This window comes from Chryseobacterium sp. TQ-BC-N36 (genome assembly GCF_058382295.1).
Window position 1 is genome coordinate 2,348,317 of record NZ_CM178175.1, and the last position, 16,729, is coordinate 2,365,045.

Sequence of the window (16,729 nt, forward strand, 5' to 3'; positions counted from 1 at the left end):
TTTTAGAAGGCGAAGCGGAATCAGGAGGCTGATTTGACTAAACGGATGTGTTATTTTTTGTTTTAAATTAATTCAATGAATTTTATCAAGATATGGATATCCTGATCCTTTCAGAAGGTCTTTCCATTCTTTATTTTTGAACACAAAGAGGTTACAGCGGTACTCATCAGGTCTGTTATCTATTTTGGTTTCACAGTAGTAGTAAAGCATATCTTTATTTCTCCAGATCGCCACTTCCTGGATGAGCTTATTATGAGTCTGGATGATCACATCATCTTTCACCTCTGATTCAAAACCTTCATGAATAGTATCAAAAGTGGGTTTCTGAAGTGTTTTGTTTAAGTTGGCAAAGAGTGCTGTCTTTTCCTGTTCAGTATAGATATCAAGCTGATACATTCCTAATTCGTCTTCTTTCTCATTGGCAAGCGGACCTATTTCCTGATCTACTTTTCCGAAATGTAAAATGACTTTATTCGTATTTTTATGATTCTTTCCTTCCAGATCTATCCCATTAAAGTGTAATAATTCTTTTGATGAAAAAGCCAGTTTTTCATTTCCGATCAGGGTAACTTCATTGGTACGTACAGCTTCTTTTTCTGTTGCTCCGGCAGATTTTAAAATTTCATTAATATTTTGTCCTGCTTTCAGCTTGGCAAGATTGAATGGTTCAGTCTGGGTACTTCCCGCTGTTTCAACCAAAGACTCACTTTCTTTATTTTTCTGCTGGCCGCATGATGCAAGACTCAGGCAGATTACTGGTATTAATACATATTTCAGTTTTTTCATAATGTTAGTGTTAGTGTCCGGTTATCAATAATAAACAGAAAAAACAGGATTCAAGTATCCGGAAAACGTTTTTTTATTCATTTTTAACCTCAAATTCCTATTTGTTTGTATGAATATAAAACGCTTATATTATTTCAAATTCTTCCTTTCCTTCAGGTATATAAAATGAAATATCAAGCATCAGTTCTTCTTCTGTTTCAGGATTTTCCAGATATAAAGCAGATTCTCCGTTTGCCTTTTTTAAAAAAGCGACTTTATTTTCTGCACATACAAACATAACGGCATCTTTAGAAACAGGCTGTATTTTAAATCCGGACTTGAAATCTTTTACAAGATCAGTAAAGCGTTCTTCCGATTCTGCTTTTGACAGATACATAGAAGCAGCCATATTTTCTTCCCTTCTGGAAATTGATTTCTTATAATCTTCAAATTTATTTTCCCTTATTAATCTTGATATATGATCATAAGCCTTCTCCAGTTTTTTTCTGCCGTCTTTAATGTCCTGCAGGTTTCTCCCGTTCTGCCATGCCGAAAGCTGATAAGGAACTTCTGCTTTAAAGGAGCCAACATGTTTGATAACCTGTTTCTTTTTGTCTTCAATAGCCTCTGAATGATAGTCTCCAAACTGTTTATCAAAAACAAAATCATTAGCCACATCAAAAAGTTTGACATTAAATTTCAGTTCTGATTTAGGATGCAGCTGTACATCGCCAACATTAGGTAAAATGTTTGCTGATATCGTCTGAACACCACTTTTCAATATGGCAAAATTGATCGGAATATTGGTGGCAACCTGTCCCTCAACATTCATATGAATCACAGGATAATCATTAATCCTTATTTCAAACAAACAGGCTGATGCACTGAAATCGATCATATAATAGGGTTGTTGTATCATAATTTTAGTTTTTAATGATTTTAGACCAGTCTGTAAACATTTTACTGATGGTATTGGTATTGATGATGCTAAAACAGAACATTCCAAGGAAAATAGAGCTCCAGCACCACGCAAGTTTAACTCCGTTTTTATCTGTTATGAAAAAAAGAATGAGCATGGTAACCGTTCCAAAAAAGAAGGTGAAAAGCAAGGTATAGAGTATTGCCTGAATGATATACATATTGAATTTCAGTTTCCTGAACATCCATCCTATGATACTCACCACCATAATCAGTCCTATAGGAAGAAGCATCGCCCCGAACAAAACAATTTCGGGTTTTTCCATCAGTATATTTTCATATCCGAAAAATGTATTAAAACTGAACGCCTTCATAATGTTTTTCCTGATTTGAAATGTCTAATAGGGTTTTGTCCTTATACCCAAGTATTTTTGCCAATATAACATTGGGAAATTCATGAATTCCTATATTGTAAAGGTTTACACTGTCATTGAAAAATTCTCTTCTGTCTGCTATTTTATCTTCCAGTCCGGAAACTCTTTTCTGCAGTTCCAGAAAGTTATTGTTTGATAGCAGGCTGGGATAGTTTTCTGAAACAGCAAAAAATGATGAAAGTGCTTTTGATGTCTCATTGGCAAGCTCTGTTTTTCTGTCGGAATCATTGGTGCTGTTATAGGAAGTTCTAAGTTCTGTCAGTTTGGTAAGCAGATCTTTTTCATGTGCCATAAACTGTTTGGCAACATTGACAAGGTTAGGAATTTCGTCTGCTCTTTGCTTCAAAATAACATCTATATTCCCATACGCTTTTTCTACATTGAATTTCAGCATGACAAGCTTGTTGTACAAACTAATGAAAAAAGCCACGATGGCCACGATAAGAAATACGGCGATAACAATTGCTACAATTTGATTCATTATTGTGATAAGATTAAAATCATTACGATAAGTATAACGATACAGGTGACAATAAATGACCTCAACAGGGGCTGGTATTTATTCCAGACTGAAATTCCTGCAACAGTGGTAATTCCTAAAAGCTTATGCCCTGTATCTTTTCTGATGAAAGCTTCTCCGTTTCTTGAGTCGGCAGCTCCCACAAGAAGCATTTCCTGGCCGGATTTAAGCAATGTTTCCTTATATCTTTTCTGTCCGTTATAACTTACATTGGTTTCTTCGATTAATATCAATTCTATGCCTTCGGGATGTATTTCAATGGTTCCTGAATCATCCTGCATCAGAAAGAGATTGCACTGGGTTTCTCTATGAATTGTTGTATAAGAATTTTTCCCTTCTTTATCTCTGGTTACATCTTCAATTGTATAATAATATCCTATGCATTCTTCTCTCGCAACGGGTGAAATCAAAGGTTCTTTCATAATAAGTTTTCCCTGAATTTCTACCAGCCCCATGGCCACAGATTTTATTTTGGATGTGGGTAATGATGCCTGAATTCTTAAAAATCTTTTTCTAGAATTAGGAAGTAGTAAAATAACTGCAATGACAGAAAGTATAACTAACGGTAAATACGTAATTACTTTTTCTGCATAATAATCATAATTATCCATCAATAATAATCTGCTATGAAGTATACGTTTTCAGAAGGTGTGCTGCTGCTGTTTCCTGCCCGTCTGCTGTCTTCACCTGATTGTCTACAATATAGAGAACAGAGGAAGTATTGGGTTTATTATTGGTATATTCATAATATTGTACCAATACCATTGTTCTACCTTTCAGATCCCAGGCATAGGCTGCATTTCCCAATATTTTACCTTCACTGTTCTTTGCCGGAACTCCTGCAAGAACTTTAGGATTTTTGTATTGTGATTTGAGATAGGCTAGAAGATCGTTACCTGCGGCAGTATCTTCCAGTTCTATTTTCACTCCTTTGGTAAGCCTTTCTGTAGTATTGTTAATGAGTAATCCTACGGTGGAGCTTTTTACATTATTTTCTTTGTGTTCCGGAAACGATATATTTCCGAATTTATATCCGGAAACATCTTTGGTATAAGCTACAGGCAATGTAGTTACAATTTCCCTCGCTTCTGTCTGATATTTGGTATCTTTCAGAACTTCTTTATATCCTTTGGAAAAATCTACTTTTTCCAGATCTGTCTTTTGTTGTGACTGGCATGATACAAACATGATAAAACACAAAATTATTAAAACTATCTTTTTCATATGATCTAATTTCTTATTAACGGAATATCGGCACTGAACCCGAAAAGTTCTTCAAGACTTTTGATGACATCAAATTTAGGTACAATTTCGTTAAATTTCCCTTCTGCGATAATACCTTCGTCTTCTGAACTTCCTTTAAGTTCTGCCGGTTTTTTATTGCCCCCTCTAGGTATTTTCTTTTTTGCAGACATTCCTACTTTTCCTTTGATCACATATTCAGCGTTGAGTCCATCAAATCCTAATTCCGGGCGGTAATTTAATCCTTTATCATCAAATTTCACACCATGCCCGAATGTAATGGAAGCTGATCCCTTTCCGCTCATTTCAAAATATCCTTCTACTTTCACAATAACAAGATTGGCTTCTGCTTTTGCCCAAACCCCTGCTTTTAATTCAATTTTAAGGGTATTTTTGGCTTCTATTTTTCCTTGCTTATCATTTTTTTCGCTTACAGTGTTGAATGAAAAACCAATTGATGTTTTGATTTCACTTGAAATAACAAGATCAATGTAAACATCTGAACTCAGTTTAGCTCCGAAATCATCATTTCCAAACTCTACTCCTGTATTCATCCGGTCTTTGATCACTCCATACAACCTTACAGCACCTGGTGCTGCGGTTCCACCACTCACAGCTCCTGCCACCAGTCCTACAGCTGTACAAAGGAGGTCTATTGTAACTTCTAATCCTATCAGGGGTTCTGCATTAAAAGATATATCAACCTTTGTTCCTAATCTTTCAATTTCTGTATTTTTCTGTTTGGCTCTTTCTAAACACCATTCACCTTTAAGATTGATATTAGGTGGTTTAATGGCAAAAGTTACCGGAAGACCTTTAAAACCTATATTTCTAACCTGTCCTTTAGTTTTGTTCGTAATACCGTCAGACATTGCTCCCATTGAGCCGAAAAGATCATAAAGCTTTTTGAATTTTGTCTCGTATTCTCCTTTAACTTCTTTACTTTTCTGAAAACTACCGCTTCTGTTCTTTTCCCATTCACTTTTCAGACTGAATCCGAAGGAAGCATCCTTTTGTTTCCATCTTCTTTCAGCACCTATTTTACCGGCTTTAGCCTGTAGGTCTTTATGTTTTGCCGCTGGCTGATTCTGCCATTTCACACTCAGTTCATTGGTAAGATTAACGAAGAAAGTGAGTGTCCATTTAATGTCCGGGTAGGCTTTGATTAATACGGTTGTTCTCTTTTCATTGCTAAAATACCTGCAGGTATGTGCGTGAAGATGGAACTGGTTGGGAGTGGCCCACATCGGCCAGATATATTGTATAGGAAAAGCATCAAATTGTGATAAATCTGAGTATACTCCATAATTAAATGATGGCGTAGTAAATGTCTTTACCGTGTCTCCTTTATCTATTGCCTGCCCTACATCTACAATCTGTATCTGTTTTTTGTGCTTTCCTTTACTGTCTCTGAAACATTCCTTTGTTTCAAAGCCAGTAACGTCAATAGTCAGATTTTTCTTTGTAGAAACACTTGGTGCGGTTACTTCATAATTGATAGTCTGTGCATCATGGGCATTGAATATAAATGAAATATCTACTCTACGGTTATTTTCGTAGTCTTTCTCGTTTTTGTATTTGATATTATCTCTTCCCATTTTATCATCGGTGGGATCTGCTTCCCCTTTTCCTACTGAGATAATTCTTCTTGGATCTAACCCTCCGTCTGCAAAGAATTTTTTGACAACATCAGCTCTTCTTTGCGAAAGCCCTTTGTTATAATTTTCTTTTCCTATAACGCAGGCATAGCCACTGAGATTCATTGTGGAATCTTTGTGTTCAAGAAGAAATTTGAGCACATTATTCAGGACGGCTTCCCCGTCTTTATCAATAACTGTAGAGTCAAACTTATAATAGATGGTTCTCTGAATATGTTCCTGTAAAGCGGCGGATTTTATCAGTTTGACCCCATTCCCGTTATCAAAGACTTTAACGGTTGTGTTGCTGGCTTTGCCGTCCTTTGTTTCATTTTCAGTAATCTTGATCACTTCAAATTTACAGGGTTCGAGTCTTACAGAGTTGACATCCGGCTTATAAACTTTAGTCGGTGTCTGGTTCTGGGCTCCGTTGGTATTGGTAGTGGCAATTTTATTTTTTACATTCAGATAGATGGCATGAAGATCATCGCCAAGCTTATCTTTAATGTATTGTTTGGATGCTACATCTTTCACTTTAACATAGAATTCCTCTACATTCTGGATGTTGTCCACATATGCCATCCAGGCAAAGGTATTTTCTATTTTCAGATTTACCTCACCATCTATGACCTTTACATTGTTGTATACATGTACCAGCTTATCTTTTTTGGCATACTGCTGATTCCACAATTCAATAATGACTGTATTTCCATTCAGGCCTTCCGTCATGAGGTTCAGATGAACAATATGTCCATAGGAAATATAATCAACTTTTTTATTGTTTTTAATGCTTTTGCTGTTTTTCTGTGTAGACCATTTGCTGCTCACAATTTTAGGCTCACACCAGCCTCTTACAAATATTCCTGTATTATTTTTTTTATCTCTGACGCCTGAAAGGCTGGCTTCAATATAAAAGTGATAGCTTCCGCAATACTGTTTGTCTATTAAAAACTTATACCCGGTAGCAGAGGTTACCTGATTGACAATATTTTGCCTGTTGCTGTCCTGTCTCATCCAGGTCAGAGGTTTCTTTTTATCTGCATCTGTAGTGCCCGGCAGCCACTCTTCAACGCCAAAGTACACCCACTGGTCCGGTTTTATGGTAATCCTTTGTCCTAATACAGACATTTTGGGATAATACAATCCACTTGTAACCTTTATTTTTTTTATGCCTTTTGCCATTGTATGATCATTTAGATTGCACCATCCTGCCCTCCTCCTGAAGGCTGCTCATTATACATTTCTTCGGAATCTACCAGCGGATTAATCTGCTGCTGAACATCTTTGTCGGCATTTTTAAAATTTTGCTGGCTGGCTTCAGCGCGCTGTCCATGGTCTATAATCTCAATGCATGGAGTACCGGCAACAGCACATACTGCCTTGCTGTCTTCCACAATGATATATCCGCCATTGCTGAGCTGTACTTTATCATAAAAGTTCTGCCATTCTGTGACCATAATTTTGCATGGCGGCGGCGGGCTACCCATTTTGGTACAGTTTCCGAATGTATTTTTTTCAAATGTGGCTCCTCCTATTTCTTTCGTGGTAACGATCAGTTTTTTGGAAGCGCTTTTATCATTGGCATATTCTTTTTGGTGTGTAAGTACTTTCAGCTTGTCCGGAACCTGTCCGAACTGGCATTTGCATAGAGCTCCCTGTACTACAATATGTTTTTCTGCCATATTAATTTTATCTTTAGTGAAATGGTAATTTAGTTTTCATCAATTCCTGAAACGGATACTGAAATCTTTTTTTCTTCCTGCAGCATAATGCTGCATTCCAGATAAAGAGATTTCGGAAGTGAAGTTTCTTCTTTCATATAGTTTATTATTCTGAAGGTTCCGTCTTCATTCATTACAGGTGCATCATTTATAATCAATGAAAAGGGCGATCTTCTTATAAAGTCATCAATGTCTCTTTCTTCATATAACTTTCCTGATCCTTCTACCGTAATCAGGCCGGTTTCTCCTTTCAGCGGATCTGTTTCCAGCGTGATTTTATATCCAGGTTCAATAGCATTATCTACTACAGGAAAGGTTGTTATCATCTCAGTTTTATATTCTGGACCATAGCTTTGGTATATTCCAAAAAACAAAGTACGGATGAAATAATCATTTTTCAGGTAAAGATCGATGGCTTCAGGCCGGCTGATTACTTTTTCAATCTTTCCGCAGTATTCGTCTACGGTTTCGCCATCAAATTCTTTATACAGTTCTTCCTTTACAGCGGACCATCTTTTCAAAAACACCTCAGCATTTTCTATGGCTTCAAATTTCCCATGTTCATTGGTGCTGATCTGTAACGGGTATAAAACCTTAGATGTTCTGTAAGCCAGCAAATCGGCAATTTCATTTACTTCTTCTTCATTGAGATAAAGGTTTGATGTTCTGTCTATCTCAAAAAAATGATTTCCTTTTTCTGTTTTCAGCCAGCGAACAGATGTTTCATATTTTAATTCGCTTTTATCTTCTCCTTTTTCAATGGTAATGACGACACTGTATCTTCGCACTGAAGCTTCCGGCTGAAGGACAAGGCTGTTTCCTTTTCCGAATTTCACCAAAAGGTTTTTATCTGCAACTGCAGTTCTCGGAATAAAAAGCTCTTTCTGCCCGTTCAGGTTGATCAGGATCATATCCTTAACAGCGCAATGGTTGTTGTGGAAGAGTTTTAATGCGTCTTTATCCAATCCGTACAGCGAGGCTATACTTTTTAAAGTTTCATCTTTCTGAACGGTATGTATGTTATATTCCTGCATAAAAATGTTCCTGCTTCAATTTCTTTCTTTGTATGGTATCTTTTTAAAATTTAATTCTAATGGATAACTCTTGTTCTGTTTGGTCTCGGATCCATACCAATTCCTTCTCTTCTGGCTGACCAATGAAGATATTTATGGCGAAGCGTTCTTAAATCATCCTGTTCTTTTACTTCTTTCTGATAAGCCTCCTGGCGGTTTTCCGGGATTTGGTTTCCTCCATAGGCGTCACGCAGTTCTTTATAATGTCTGAAAGAGTATGGCTTTCCGTCTCCCATGACGTAAGATCTGAGACGTTCCTTTATTCCTATTAAAAATTGATCATCCGAAATGGAATATTTTTCATCTGTCAGCTTCTTCATGGTTATGGGAAGATTCTTACCTATACCATATTCTGCCATAAAATGTAAAGGAATGTAACTGAATGTTTTCAGCAGATAGCGTGAGCCTTTCAATGACAGGTAAAATCCCGGAGTAATGGTGAGTTCACCTTTTTGGTACCATCCTTCGTTTTCAAGTTCTGTCTTTAATGCCTGCAATTTCGTACTGGTTGTCCACGATGTTTCAACTTCTTCCCATGTTTCCTGTCCGTTTTCATAGGCACCTCCTACATCGCAGTGAACACCGGGGAATGTTTTTTCAGTTCCGATATGTACTCTTGTGAGATCAAAGTTTTCTCTGTGTTCATTTTCTGCAATGAAGTGAACGACAGTCTGGGCTTTTCCGATGTCATTCAGGCTCAATTCTTCTACGTCATTGCTGAAATTGGGCATTGGTGACAGGTATTTTGAATAAGAAGAAACGGTATCATAAATTCCAAGAAATCTTACTTTTAAGACATCTACCTTTAATCCTGCTTCTTCGAGCTTAAGGCCAAGATGTCCCCATTTTGGAAGCTCTTCCCCTTCTACACTTTTACCGTCACCATCTGAATAAGTGGTCACTGTAGCAGCTTCATTGGAAATGGTACGTGCGGTAGCTTTATATTTTGCTTTTCCTATTTCATATACAAAATTACGGGCAGCGGCAGCTCCGCGGCTGAATCCGAACACATCAAAGGTAAGAACTGCGATTTTATCAGCTTTTTTTTCTGCTTTAATGGTTTTCACCTTTTTTACGATTTCCTCGCAGCCTTTTCTCACTTTTGATCTGATCCCGGTTTCTCCGGTTCCGAAAGCGTATCCCAGCGTAGCATCTCCTTCTTTATCCTGTGTACCGATACCTTCTATATAAATACCGAAGTTTTTATCATAATTGTCCCACATACGGGCTACATTGCTCCAGTCATTGTTGTAGCTTGTATTGTCTGATGATTTTCCACCATGTTTTTTATGGGCATCCGTGTTATTTTTTCTTTCGTCTGTATTGGTTTTATTGTTCAGGGTTCCGTCAAAAAAAATCCCAATGGTAATATCCAGTACCTCCTCTTTGGATACAGTTGGTGTATAGCTTCCAAATTGATTATTGTGCATAGTTCTTGTTTTTAAATTGACTGAATGAAACCTATTCTTCTATCTTTTGAGATACTCTTATTTTTGCTTTGGTTACCGGAAGTTTGTCTTTTTCAGAGTCAATGGATATCAAAACCTTTGTATTGTCTTCATTGACTTTAATGGTCAGATCAATATTTTTGTCTTTTCCTGTTTTCTGAAACAAATCAAATATTTCTTTGTCATCAAAAGCGTCTATCCATACCGCATACCTGTTGTTGTTTTTATCTTTCCAGTAAAAACCGCAGAATTTTGGTATAGCTCTGCTTTTGTATGTATTATCTTTTAAACTCTGATCAAAAAGATTTTCCTGTTCTCCGTTATAGCTGGTAAACCCGAAATCGATCCAGGTGGCTCCTTCCGGGAGAATTACGGAAGGTTTCCAGTTGTATCTTTCTCTGTATACATTATAAATGTCTGCATCAGGATATCCTTCTTTTTCAATTTTCTCACGAACTTCCGGCTTGAATGTTTTGTAGGACGGATCTTTCAGCATTCTGTCTGCAAAGCCTTCTTTCAGCATGTATTGGGCATTGTCATATGCTTTTTCTTTGGTAATGACAGTATCATGTGCCTGGAAAGCGCCCACTTCCTTCTGATTTCCAGCACCTTTCATCCACAGCACTACTCTTCCCTTCGGAGCCAATCCTACCACAAAAGAATGGTAAGTAGCTTTCTTTTTTGTGTCCTGGTCTACGAATCCCTCATCCAAAAGTTTTTTGATCTTTTCTTTATCCAGTTCCCATTTTCCGGTGTAAAATTTTTTCTCCACTAAGGAATACCATGTGAATTCCAGCTTATGAGGAGCATTCATTCTTTCGGTGGTTACGTTCATGGTACCTCCTTCTTTACCCCATCCGGTATTCTGTGTTCCCCAGATGGCATCAAAGGCATAAGTGAAATCATTGGCAATAATAGCTCCTTCATATACTTCCATGGGATATTCCTGCGGAGCAGAAACGGTTCCCAGCCATGTGTATTTTTCTTCCATTTTTTTATTCTGACAATTCGTTAATGAGAAACAGCATATAATAAAAAGAATCAGTATGTTATATTTACTTATGGCCATGGGACATAATCTTCTTGTTACTTGCTAAAACCAGATTTTCCTTATGTGCTTCCACATTGATTTTCTTTGCTATTTTTTCAACCTTTTTTCCAACGCTCAGATGATAAGTATCTTTCACTGTGATGCGCAGATTGGTTGCTGTCTTTATAATTGCCATATCAGAAAAGTTTTGATTTTTCAGCACTGTTGAATTCTACGATCTTTCCACTCTGCATGGTCATATTTTCCAGCTCGCTGAACATGGAAATTTCCCCTGCAATTTCATTGGAAGTTTCAGACTGTCTCTTGAATTCTTTTTCAATCATTTCTGTTCTGGTATCGGAAGTTTCTGTAATGTCTCCCGAAGCCGTAAGTTTCATATCTTTTCCTGCAATGGAAACAATATTATCGTTTGCGGTACTGGTAATGCTTGCTCCTGCCCCTATAGAAATTTCTTTTCCTGCTGTGATATTGATATTGTCACCTGCATTCAAGGTGAAATTTTTAGGAGCTTTCATGCTGATATTTCCCTGTCCGTCCATGAAATAAGTGTTGCCGCTCGGATCAAGAATCGTCACGCTTCCCTCTTCATCATTCATTAGAATTCTGATCCCGCTTCTGGTTTGAATAGACTTCAGGTGATTGTTGACACCTCCTCCCAAGGCTATTCCTCCATGGAACATTCCTCCCATTACAAAAGGTCTGTCCGGATGACTGTGCACAAAATTGACCATCACCTGATCTCCCACCTCGGGAATAGCCACATAGCCACGGTTTTGGGTAATCTGGTCTGTTCCTCCTGCATCAGGGCTCATCATACGGATAAAGTGAGTGGTGTCATTCGTCTGCCAGTCAAATCTTACCTGTATTCTTCCCTGTCCTTCCGGGTCCGTATTGGAAATAACAGTTGCTGTCTGTGGCTCAGCTTTGGGAATGGTAAATTCCGGCTTTGGAAGAAATCCAGTATCCGCTGCGATACCTACGAAGCTTCCACTGTAATGCCCTCTGGTGTCGATTTCATGCTCTGATTCCGTAATCATGATTCTGGTGAAATAAGAGGTTTCATTGGAATCCTGTTTACGCATCTGTACATCTGCTACACAGCCTGGATGCAGAAACGGAACCGTTGTATTTCCTGAAACGGAAAAAACATTTACTGCTTCACTTCCCGAAGCACTTTTCTGAGAGTACTCAACATCAAGGTGTGTGGTTGCTTTAATAGGAGCTATTTGCAAAGCAGGTGTTTTATAAATAGTTTCATTATGGCTGTATGCTGTTTTTGCAAGGTCACTTACATGTTTGATCGGCGTTGACCCTGAAGTCAGCTTTTCATTTTTATTGCTGTTATAACCGTAGAACTGCGGCTTGGTGTGTACAGCTTTCAGCTCAACTTTAATATCATTGGCACTGCTTCCGTAAGTAAGGGTAATGGGTTTATTCTGAGCCGGAAGTTTTCCGAAATGTAAAACTTCTCCGTCATAAAAGAACTGTTCACCATATGCTTCAGCCATTCTGGCCAGATAATTATAATGGGTTTCATCGTACTGGCTGCTGTAGATGATCTGAGAATAGTTATTGGCATCTATCCTGATATCAAAACGGCTTTTATCAATCCCCTGTTTGATGACTTCTTCAGCAATAATTCCGATGTTAACAGGCTGGGAGCCTCCAAAACTCTGAATATGAGGTGCCCCGTCAAGAAGAATGGTAGGGCTGTATCCTGTAAGCACAATATTTCCCAGGCTCATTTGCTCCTGACTGAACCCTACTCCGGTAATCACTCCTACAAATGTTCTTTCAGGGCTGTTGTCTATATCTTTATAGGAAATCACTGCTGTAAGCCTTTTTCCAAGAAACTTATTGGCTTCTTCCAGTGAGTGGGTTTGTCGGTCTCCCAGGGTATCATGTGCCAGTGTCAGTGTGAATTCATGATGTCGTCTTGTACTTTGCTTAAGCCTGAAATGTTTGTAATATTTGATAATTTTACCTTCTATAACAAGGGAAAGCTTTACCAAACGGTTAATACCTGTATGATGGTTTTCGGAAATACCATCTGCATTCTGCGTTGGACGAAAAGACGCCGCTTGTAATTTTCCAGGTGTATTTGACATATTTTTTAGTGATTTGATTAATTTTCTAAACGGTTATTCAACAGAACGGGAGTTTAAAAACATAAACAAAAGATCCCGCAGAATATAGTCTAAGGTAAAAAAGACCGTCTTATAAGGACAGTCTTTTATTTTTTATTCATGAAAGACTTAGCTCATCGGCCAAAGTCCGTCATAAAATGAATTTCCATATATGATACTTTCAGCGCTCACTACGAAGCTAATCAGCATATTATTACTGTCAATTGCATCAAAGTCCACTTCATGCTGGATAACATATCCGTTTTCCCATTTCAGAGAAATCAGGGTACCCTCTTCGTGAGATTTGTTGAAATTGATCTCCCCGCTTGTAGGTTTATATTTGCTGTTCAATAAGCTTTCTAAAATATCAGATTTTTCTGTTGCTTCAATTGTTACTTTGATCAATGCATTTGACGGATCAGATGCTACACGTCCGGAAACATCTGTAGCTCTTGATACACTGTAGTTAAGCTTTAATAGCTTCTGACCTTCACCTCCATTGAATTTTAAGATTCCTCTTGAATTTCCTGCCATATTCTTAAATTTAAATCTTTATAACAAAGATAGACTTCATGTTCTAATTTAAAAAGTTTTTGTGGCACTGTTTCATAAATTGTAGTAGTTCTACGACATTTCCAAAATTCAGCACAACAAAACAAAGCAAGAATTTTAATCTAACAAATTTTATTTTTTATTGAAATTTTTCTAAATAATTCTCTTTAAATCAAAATACAAAATAAGATACATTCTATATTTTCTGTTTAAAATCAAACACTTACACTATTCTTATCTTTAATTAATAATGTTTATATAGGTAGCCAATGATCATAATAATAAGATTAACTCCCACCAAAATCATTAAAATATTACTGTATTTTCTTTTTTTATCGATAAAGCTCAAACCCAGCGTAAGAAAAAACAACAATAAGGTATATACCGCAGGATACATTTGAAAAGCTTCAGCAAATTTTCCTTCAAATACCAATACGACTGCTCTCTGTGCACCACATCCCAGGCATTCTACTCCCAGGAATTTTTTACTGGGACAGGTAAGCATGAAGTCGTTGATATCCATTTCTGTTGCTTTGAAAGTTATCCGGGAACTAAGAAGAGATTTTGGCTCTGGTGTACTGATGAGGAAAGAAACAGTCTTCCTTCATTTCAAAAGATCCCTGAACAGCAATATAAGGATTCCTCAAAATTTCTCTTGCCACAAAAATCAGATCAGCATCTCCTTTCTGAAGGATTTCTTCAGCCTGTTCTATTCTGGTAATTAAACCTACTGCTCCGGTGTTCACTCCTGCTTCATTTCTCACCTGTGATGAAAAAGGAACCTGATAGCCGTCAAAAACAGGAATTTTTGCCCCATGGATATTTCCGCCGCTGGATACATCAACAAGGTCTACTGCGTGTTCTTTTAAAATTTTTGCCAGTTCCACACTGCTTTGGATATCCCAGCCGTTTTCAGCATATTCTGTTCCTGAAATTCTTACAAAAAGGGCCGTATTTTCGTTCAGTTCTTCGTTAACGGCATCTACAATTTCGATCAGAAACCTGATTCTGTTTTCAAAGCTCCCTCCATATTCATCTGTCCTGATATTGGAAAGTGGTGATAAAAACTGGTGGATCAGATATCCGTGTGCTCCATGAAGTTCAATAATATCAAAACCGGCTTCTACAGCTCTTTTTGCAGCTTTTTTAAAGTTCTGAATCTGTTCCTTCACCTCATCTGTAGTCAGTGCATGCGGAATTCTTTCCGTCGGATGGTAAGGAATAGGGCTTGGTGCTACAGTTTCCCAGCCTTCTTCCACAGAAATCTGTATGTTATTCCATGTAGATCCTTTTCTTCCGGCATGGGCCAGCTGAATTCCTATTTTACTTTCGGAGTTTTTATGAACAAATTCTACAATTCTCTGCAGCTTCTCCGCCTGTTCATCATTCCAGATTCCCATACAGTGATTGGTGATTCTTCCTCTGGGCTCTACTCCGGTAGCTTCTACGATCAGCAGGCCTGTACCGCCTTGTGACCTGCTTCCATAATGTACAAAATGGAAGTCGTTAGCTTCTCCGTTTTCGCATGAATACATACACATAGGTGACATTACCCATCTGTTTTTCAACTCTACATTTCTGAATTTTATTGGTGTGTATAGCATTTTTAATCTTAAAAAAATTGAACTTTTCAGGGGAAGAATAAAATATTGCCCACTTCATTAAAAAGAACTAATTTTACCCCCCTTTTTTAGTTGACAATAAATATATGAAAAAAGACATACAGATCAGTTACGAATATTTTAAAAATAGCGGTGAACTGAGCGATATAGAAAATAAATTATTTGAAAGAGCCAAAGAAGCCCGTGAGAATGCGTATGCGCCTTACTCTCAGTTTCTGGTAGGATGTTCTGTATTATTGGAAAACGGAGAAATCTACTCCGGGAATAATCAGGAAAATGCAGCCTATCCATCAGGACTCTGTGCTGAAAGAACGACTCTTTTCTGGGTAGCTGCCAACTTCCCGAATATGAAAATAAAAAAGATCTTCGTAGTAGGCGGCCCTAAAGAGTTCCATGAAAAGAATCCTCCGATTCCGCCTTGCGGAGCATGCCGTCAGAGTCTGATTGAGTATGAAACCAAGCAGAACGAGAATATTGATCTTTATTTTTCAAGTATGAATGAAGAAGTTGTAAAAGTACATGCGGTGAAGGACCTGCTTCCTTTTTATTTTGATTCAACATTTTTGTAAGAAAAGACTTTATCCTTGTCAAGGTTTAAAACCTTGACAAGGATAATAAAAAAAAGCTGTTTCATACTTTGAAACAGCTTTTTTTTATTATCCTTCGGATTCCAGATCATCGTCTTCGTATTGCTCCAGATAATAGCTGAAACTAAAATCTTCCACTTCTTCTTCGGCATCCTCCAGCGTTGTCAGCAGATCTTCAAAAATCTCAAGCTGATCTACTGTCATGTTTACGAATTCTAAATGGAGTGGCATTTCAAGATCACCGGTGATGGTATCAAAAAGTGCATCAAGATTATCTCCAAAGTGTTCAGGAAGCTGGATCTTCTCTTTCAGCTGGGTGTAAAAATCTTCATAGTCACCGATGTCTGTAAAATCTATATATACTGTCTTCATATTGAATTAAATTTCCAATTTTTATTGATTAAAAAAGTTTTGCATTTTTTGCAGAAATCCGTTTCTTCATCCGTAGGATTTTTGCCTTTCGCATCCCTCATAAAACACATTTTTTCAGGACAATGTGACAGCCCTTGCGTATGTCCCAGCTCATGAATGGCTATTTTATAAAACTGCTTATCCGAATTTTCTTTATCAAGTCTGAAATTTGAGGCTACACAAGCTTTTCCTGGCCTATACCCTAATCCCATAATTCCAAAGTCTGCTATCTTACCTCTCGTGGCACTGATGTCTTTTGAAGTCAGGCCAATTGTAACAAAACCTTCTTTTGTTTCCTTATTCAAGAATTTAATGATTGAATCTGCCCTATATCGGTTTCTCTCCTTATAGAAAGTATTTTTCGGAAAGTCTATAGCTTCCTGCACTGTTACATTCGGATATACCCTTCGTATTTCCTCAGCTACTTTTGCTACAGTTTCCGGTTTAATATTTTTAAATGGTCGTATAAGTATTGTTATAGCTGTTTTTTCAGTCTTTTCCTTTACTGCTATATTTTTCTTTTCTGAACATGAGTACGTCAGAAGCAAAACAATTAAAAGGTAAAAAAAGTTTCTATTTTCCAAAATTAACACTTATCATTATTTAAATACAAATTATGCAC

19 protein-coding genes are annotated in these 16,729 nt (G+C 37.4%); 1 reads left to right on the forward strand and 18 read right to left on the reverse strand.

Annotated elements, in window-relative coordinates:
• Positions 1-72: 72 nt before the first annotated feature.
• From AC3FI7_RS10450 to namA, 16 genes are all read right to left on the reverse strand, one after another.
• Complete coding sequence (locus AC3FI7_RS10450; RefSeq protein WP_343659346.1) at positions 73-786, reverse strand: hypothetical protein; 714 nt, start codon at positions 784-786, stop codon at positions 73-75.
• Between the two features lie 124 nt (positions 787-910).
• The gene (locus AC3FI7_RS10455; protein WP_491461993.1) at positions 911-1,684 is read right to left on the reverse strand and encodes a hypothetical protein; all 774 of its coding nucleotides are present in this window, start codon (positions 1,682-1,684) and stop codon (positions 911-913) included.
• Between the two features lie 4 nt (positions 1,685-1,688).
• Positions 1,689-2,057: a hypothetical protein gene (locus AC3FI7_RS10460; protein WP_233334882.1), complete on the reverse strand. Its 369-nt coding sequence runs from the start codon at positions 2,055-2,057 to the stop codon at positions 1,689-1,691.
• Positions 2,038-2,598 (reverse strand): LemA family protein, encoded by a 561-nt coding sequence (locus AC3FI7_RS10465; protein ID WP_232721003.1) that lies wholly within the window; start codon positions 2,596-2,598, stop codon positions 2,038-2,040. Before AC3FI7_RS10465 ends, AC3FI7_RS10460 begins: the two co-directional genes overlap by 20 nt.
• Positions 2,598-3,248 (reverse strand): hypothetical protein, encoded by a 651-nt coding sequence (locus AC3FI7_RS10470; protein ID WP_343659353.1) that lies wholly within the window; start codon positions 3,246-3,248, stop codon positions 2,598-2,600. Before AC3FI7_RS10470 ends, AC3FI7_RS10465 begins: the two co-directional genes overlap by 1 nt.
• A gap of 13 nt (positions 3,249-3,261) precedes the next feature.
• Entirely contained in the window at positions 3,262-3,861 is a 600-nt protein-coding gene (locus tag AC3FI7_RS10475) for a hypothetical protein (RefSeq protein ID WP_291895378.1), read from the reverse strand.
• A 5-nt stretch (positions 3,862-3,866) separates the two neighbouring features.
• Entirely contained in the window at positions 3,867-6,698 is a 2,832-nt protein-coding gene (locus AC3FI7_RS10480) for an OmpA family protein (RefSeq protein ID WP_343659354.1), read from the reverse strand.
• An 11-nt stretch (positions 6,699-6,709) separates the two neighbouring features.
• Positions 6,710-7,198 carry a DUF4280 domain-containing protein gene (locus AC3FI7_RS10485; RefSeq protein ID WP_343659356.1) on the reverse strand — a complete coding sequence of 163 codons (489 nt, stop codon included), beginning with the start codon at positions 7,196-7,198 and terminating at the stop codon, positions 6,710-6,712.
• A 29-nt stretch (positions 7,199-7,227) separates the two neighbouring features.
• Complete coding sequence (locus AC3FI7_RS10490) at positions 7,228-8,271, reverse strand: hypothetical protein (protein ID WP_343659358.1); 1,044 nt, start codon at positions 8,269-8,271, stop codon at positions 7,228-7,230.
• A gap of 56 nt (positions 8,272-8,327) precedes the next feature.
• Positions 8,328-9,740 (reverse strand): T6SS phospholipase effector Tle1-like catalytic domain-containing protein, encoded by a 1,413-nt coding sequence (locus AC3FI7_RS10495; RefSeq protein WP_491461994.1) that lies wholly within the window; start codon positions 9,738-9,740, stop codon positions 8,328-8,330.
• Positions 9,741-9,771: 31 nt separating this feature from the next.
• Positions 9,772-10,749, reverse strand: a complete 978-nt coding sequence (locus AC3FI7_RS10500) for a DUF2931 family protein (protein ID WP_491461995.1) — start codon at positions 10,747-10,749, stop codon at positions 9,772-9,774.
• Between the two features lie 64 nt (positions 10,750-10,813).
• The gene (locus AC3FI7_RS10505; protein WP_156121567.1) at positions 10,814-10,984 is read right to left on the reverse strand and encodes a hypothetical protein; all 171 of its coding nucleotides are present in this window, start codon (positions 10,982-10,984) and stop codon (positions 10,814-10,816) included.
• 1 nt (position 10,985) lies between these two features.
• The gene (locus AC3FI7_RS10510) at positions 10,986-12,917 is read right to left on the reverse strand and encodes a type VI secretion system Vgr family protein (protein WP_142723110.1); all 1,932 of its coding nucleotides are present in this window, start codon (positions 12,915-12,917) and stop codon (positions 10,986-10,988) included.
• A gap of 147 nt (positions 12,918-13,064) precedes the next feature.
• Complete coding sequence (gene tssD, locus AC3FI7_RS10515; protein WP_142723109.1) at positions 13,065-13,469, reverse strand: type VI secretion system tube protein TssD; 405 nt, start codon at positions 13,467-13,469, stop codon at positions 13,065-13,067.
• 262 nt (positions 13,470-13,731) lie between these two features.
• Positions 13,732-14,010: a DUF2752 domain-containing protein gene (locus tag AC3FI7_RS10520; RefSeq protein ID WP_142723108.1), complete on the reverse strand. Its 279-nt coding sequence runs from the start codon at positions 14,008-14,010 to the stop codon at positions 13,732-13,734.
• 28 nt (positions 14,011-14,038) lie between these two features.
• Complete coding sequence (namA, locus tag AC3FI7_RS10525; RefSeq protein ID WP_142723107.1) at positions 14,039-15,091, reverse strand: NADPH dehydrogenase NamA; 1,053 nt, start codon at positions 15,089-15,091, stop codon at positions 14,039-14,041.
• Positions 15,092-15,195: 104 nt separating this feature from the next.
• On the opposite strand from namA, the gene AC3FI7_RS10530 reads away from it, so the two are divergent.
• Complete coding sequence (locus AC3FI7_RS10530; RefSeq protein ID WP_142723106.1) at positions 15,196-15,678, forward strand: cytidine deaminase; 483 nt, start codon at positions 15,196-15,198, stop codon at positions 15,676-15,678.
• Positions 15,679-15,765: 87 nt separating this feature from the next.
• Here AC3FI7_RS10530 and AC3FI7_RS10535 read toward each other — a convergent pair whose 3' ends face one another.
• Positions 15,766-16,068, reverse strand: coding sequence for a barstar family protein (locus AC3FI7_RS10535; protein WP_142723105.1), 303 nt, complete (start codon positions 16,066-16,068; stop codon positions 15,766-15,768).
• Complete coding sequence (locus AC3FI7_RS10540) at positions 16,065-16,691, reverse strand: Zn-dependent protease (RefSeq protein ID WP_228451190.1); 627 nt, start codon at positions 16,689-16,691, stop codon at positions 16,065-16,067. Before AC3FI7_RS10540 ends, AC3FI7_RS10535 begins: the two co-directional genes overlap by 4 nt.
• Between the last annotated feature and the right edge of the window lie 38 nt (positions 16,692-16,729).

Coding starts and splice junctions, on each gene's coding strand:
- AC3FI7_RS10450 (WP_343659346.1), bottom strand. CDS start 786: ATGAAAAAACTGAAATATGTATTAATACCAGTAATCTGCCTGAGTCTT.
- AC3FI7_RS10455 (WP_491461993.1), bottom strand. CDS start 1,684: ATGATACAACAACCCTATTATATGATCGATTTCAGTGCATCAGCCTGT.
- AC3FI7_RS10460 (WP_233334882.1), bottom strand. CDS start 2,057: ATGAAGGCGTTCAGTTTTAATACATTTTTCGGATATGAAAATATACTG.
- AC3FI7_RS10465 (WP_232721003.1), bottom strand. CDS start 2,598: ATGAATCAAATTGTAGCAATTGTTATCGCCGTATTTCTTATCGTGGCC.
- AC3FI7_RS10470 (WP_343659353.1), bottom strand. CDS start 3,248: ATGGATAATTATGATTATTATGCAGAAAAAGTAATTACGTATTTACCG.
- AC3FI7_RS10475 (WP_291895378.1), bottom strand. CDS start 3,861: ATGAAAAAGATAGTTTTAATAATTTTGTGTTTTATCATGTTTGTATCA.
- AC3FI7_RS10480 (WP_343659354.1), bottom strand. CDS start 6,698: ATGGCAAAAGGCATAAAAAAAATAAAGGTTACAAGTGGATTGTATTAT.
- AC3FI7_RS10485 (WP_343659356.1), bottom strand. CDS start 7,198: ATGGCAGAAAAACATATTGTAGTACAGGGAGCTCTATGCAAATGCCAG.
- AC3FI7_RS10490 (WP_343659358.1), bottom strand. CDS start 8,271: ATGCAGGAATATAACATACATACCGTTCAGAAAGATGAAACTTTAAAA.
- AC3FI7_RS10495 (WP_491461994.1), bottom strand. CDS start 9,740: ATGCACAATAATCAATTTGGAAGCTATACACCAACTGTATCCAAAGAG.
- AC3FI7_RS10500 (WP_491461995.1), bottom strand. CDS start 10,749: ATGGAAGAAAAATACACATGGCTGGGAACCGTTTCTGCTCCGCAGGAA.
- AC3FI7_RS10505 (WP_156121567.1), bottom strand. CDS start 10,984: ATGGCAATTATAAAGACAGCAACCAATCTGCGCATCACAGTGAAAGAT.
- AC3FI7_RS10510 (WP_142723110.1), bottom strand. CDS start 12,917: ATGTCAAATACACCTGGAAAATTACAAGCGGCGTCTTTTCGTCCAACG.
- tssD (WP_142723109.1), bottom strand. CDS start 13,469: ATGGCAGGAAATTCAAGAGGAATCTTAAAATTCAATGGAGGTGAAGGT.
- AC3FI7_RS10520 (WP_142723108.1), bottom strand. CDS start 14,010: ATGGATATCAACGACTTCATGCTTACCTGTCCCAGTAAAAAATTCCTG.
- namA (WP_142723107.1), bottom strand. CDS start 15,091: ATGCTATACACACCAATAAAATTCAGAAATGTAGAGTTGAAAAACAGA.
- AC3FI7_RS10530 (WP_142723106.1), top strand. CDS start 15,196: ATGAAAAAAGACATACAGATCAGTTACGAATATTTTAAAAATAGCGGT.
- AC3FI7_RS10535 (WP_142723105.1), bottom strand. CDS start 16,068: ATGAAGACAGTATATATAGATTTTACAGACATCGGTGACTATGAAGAT.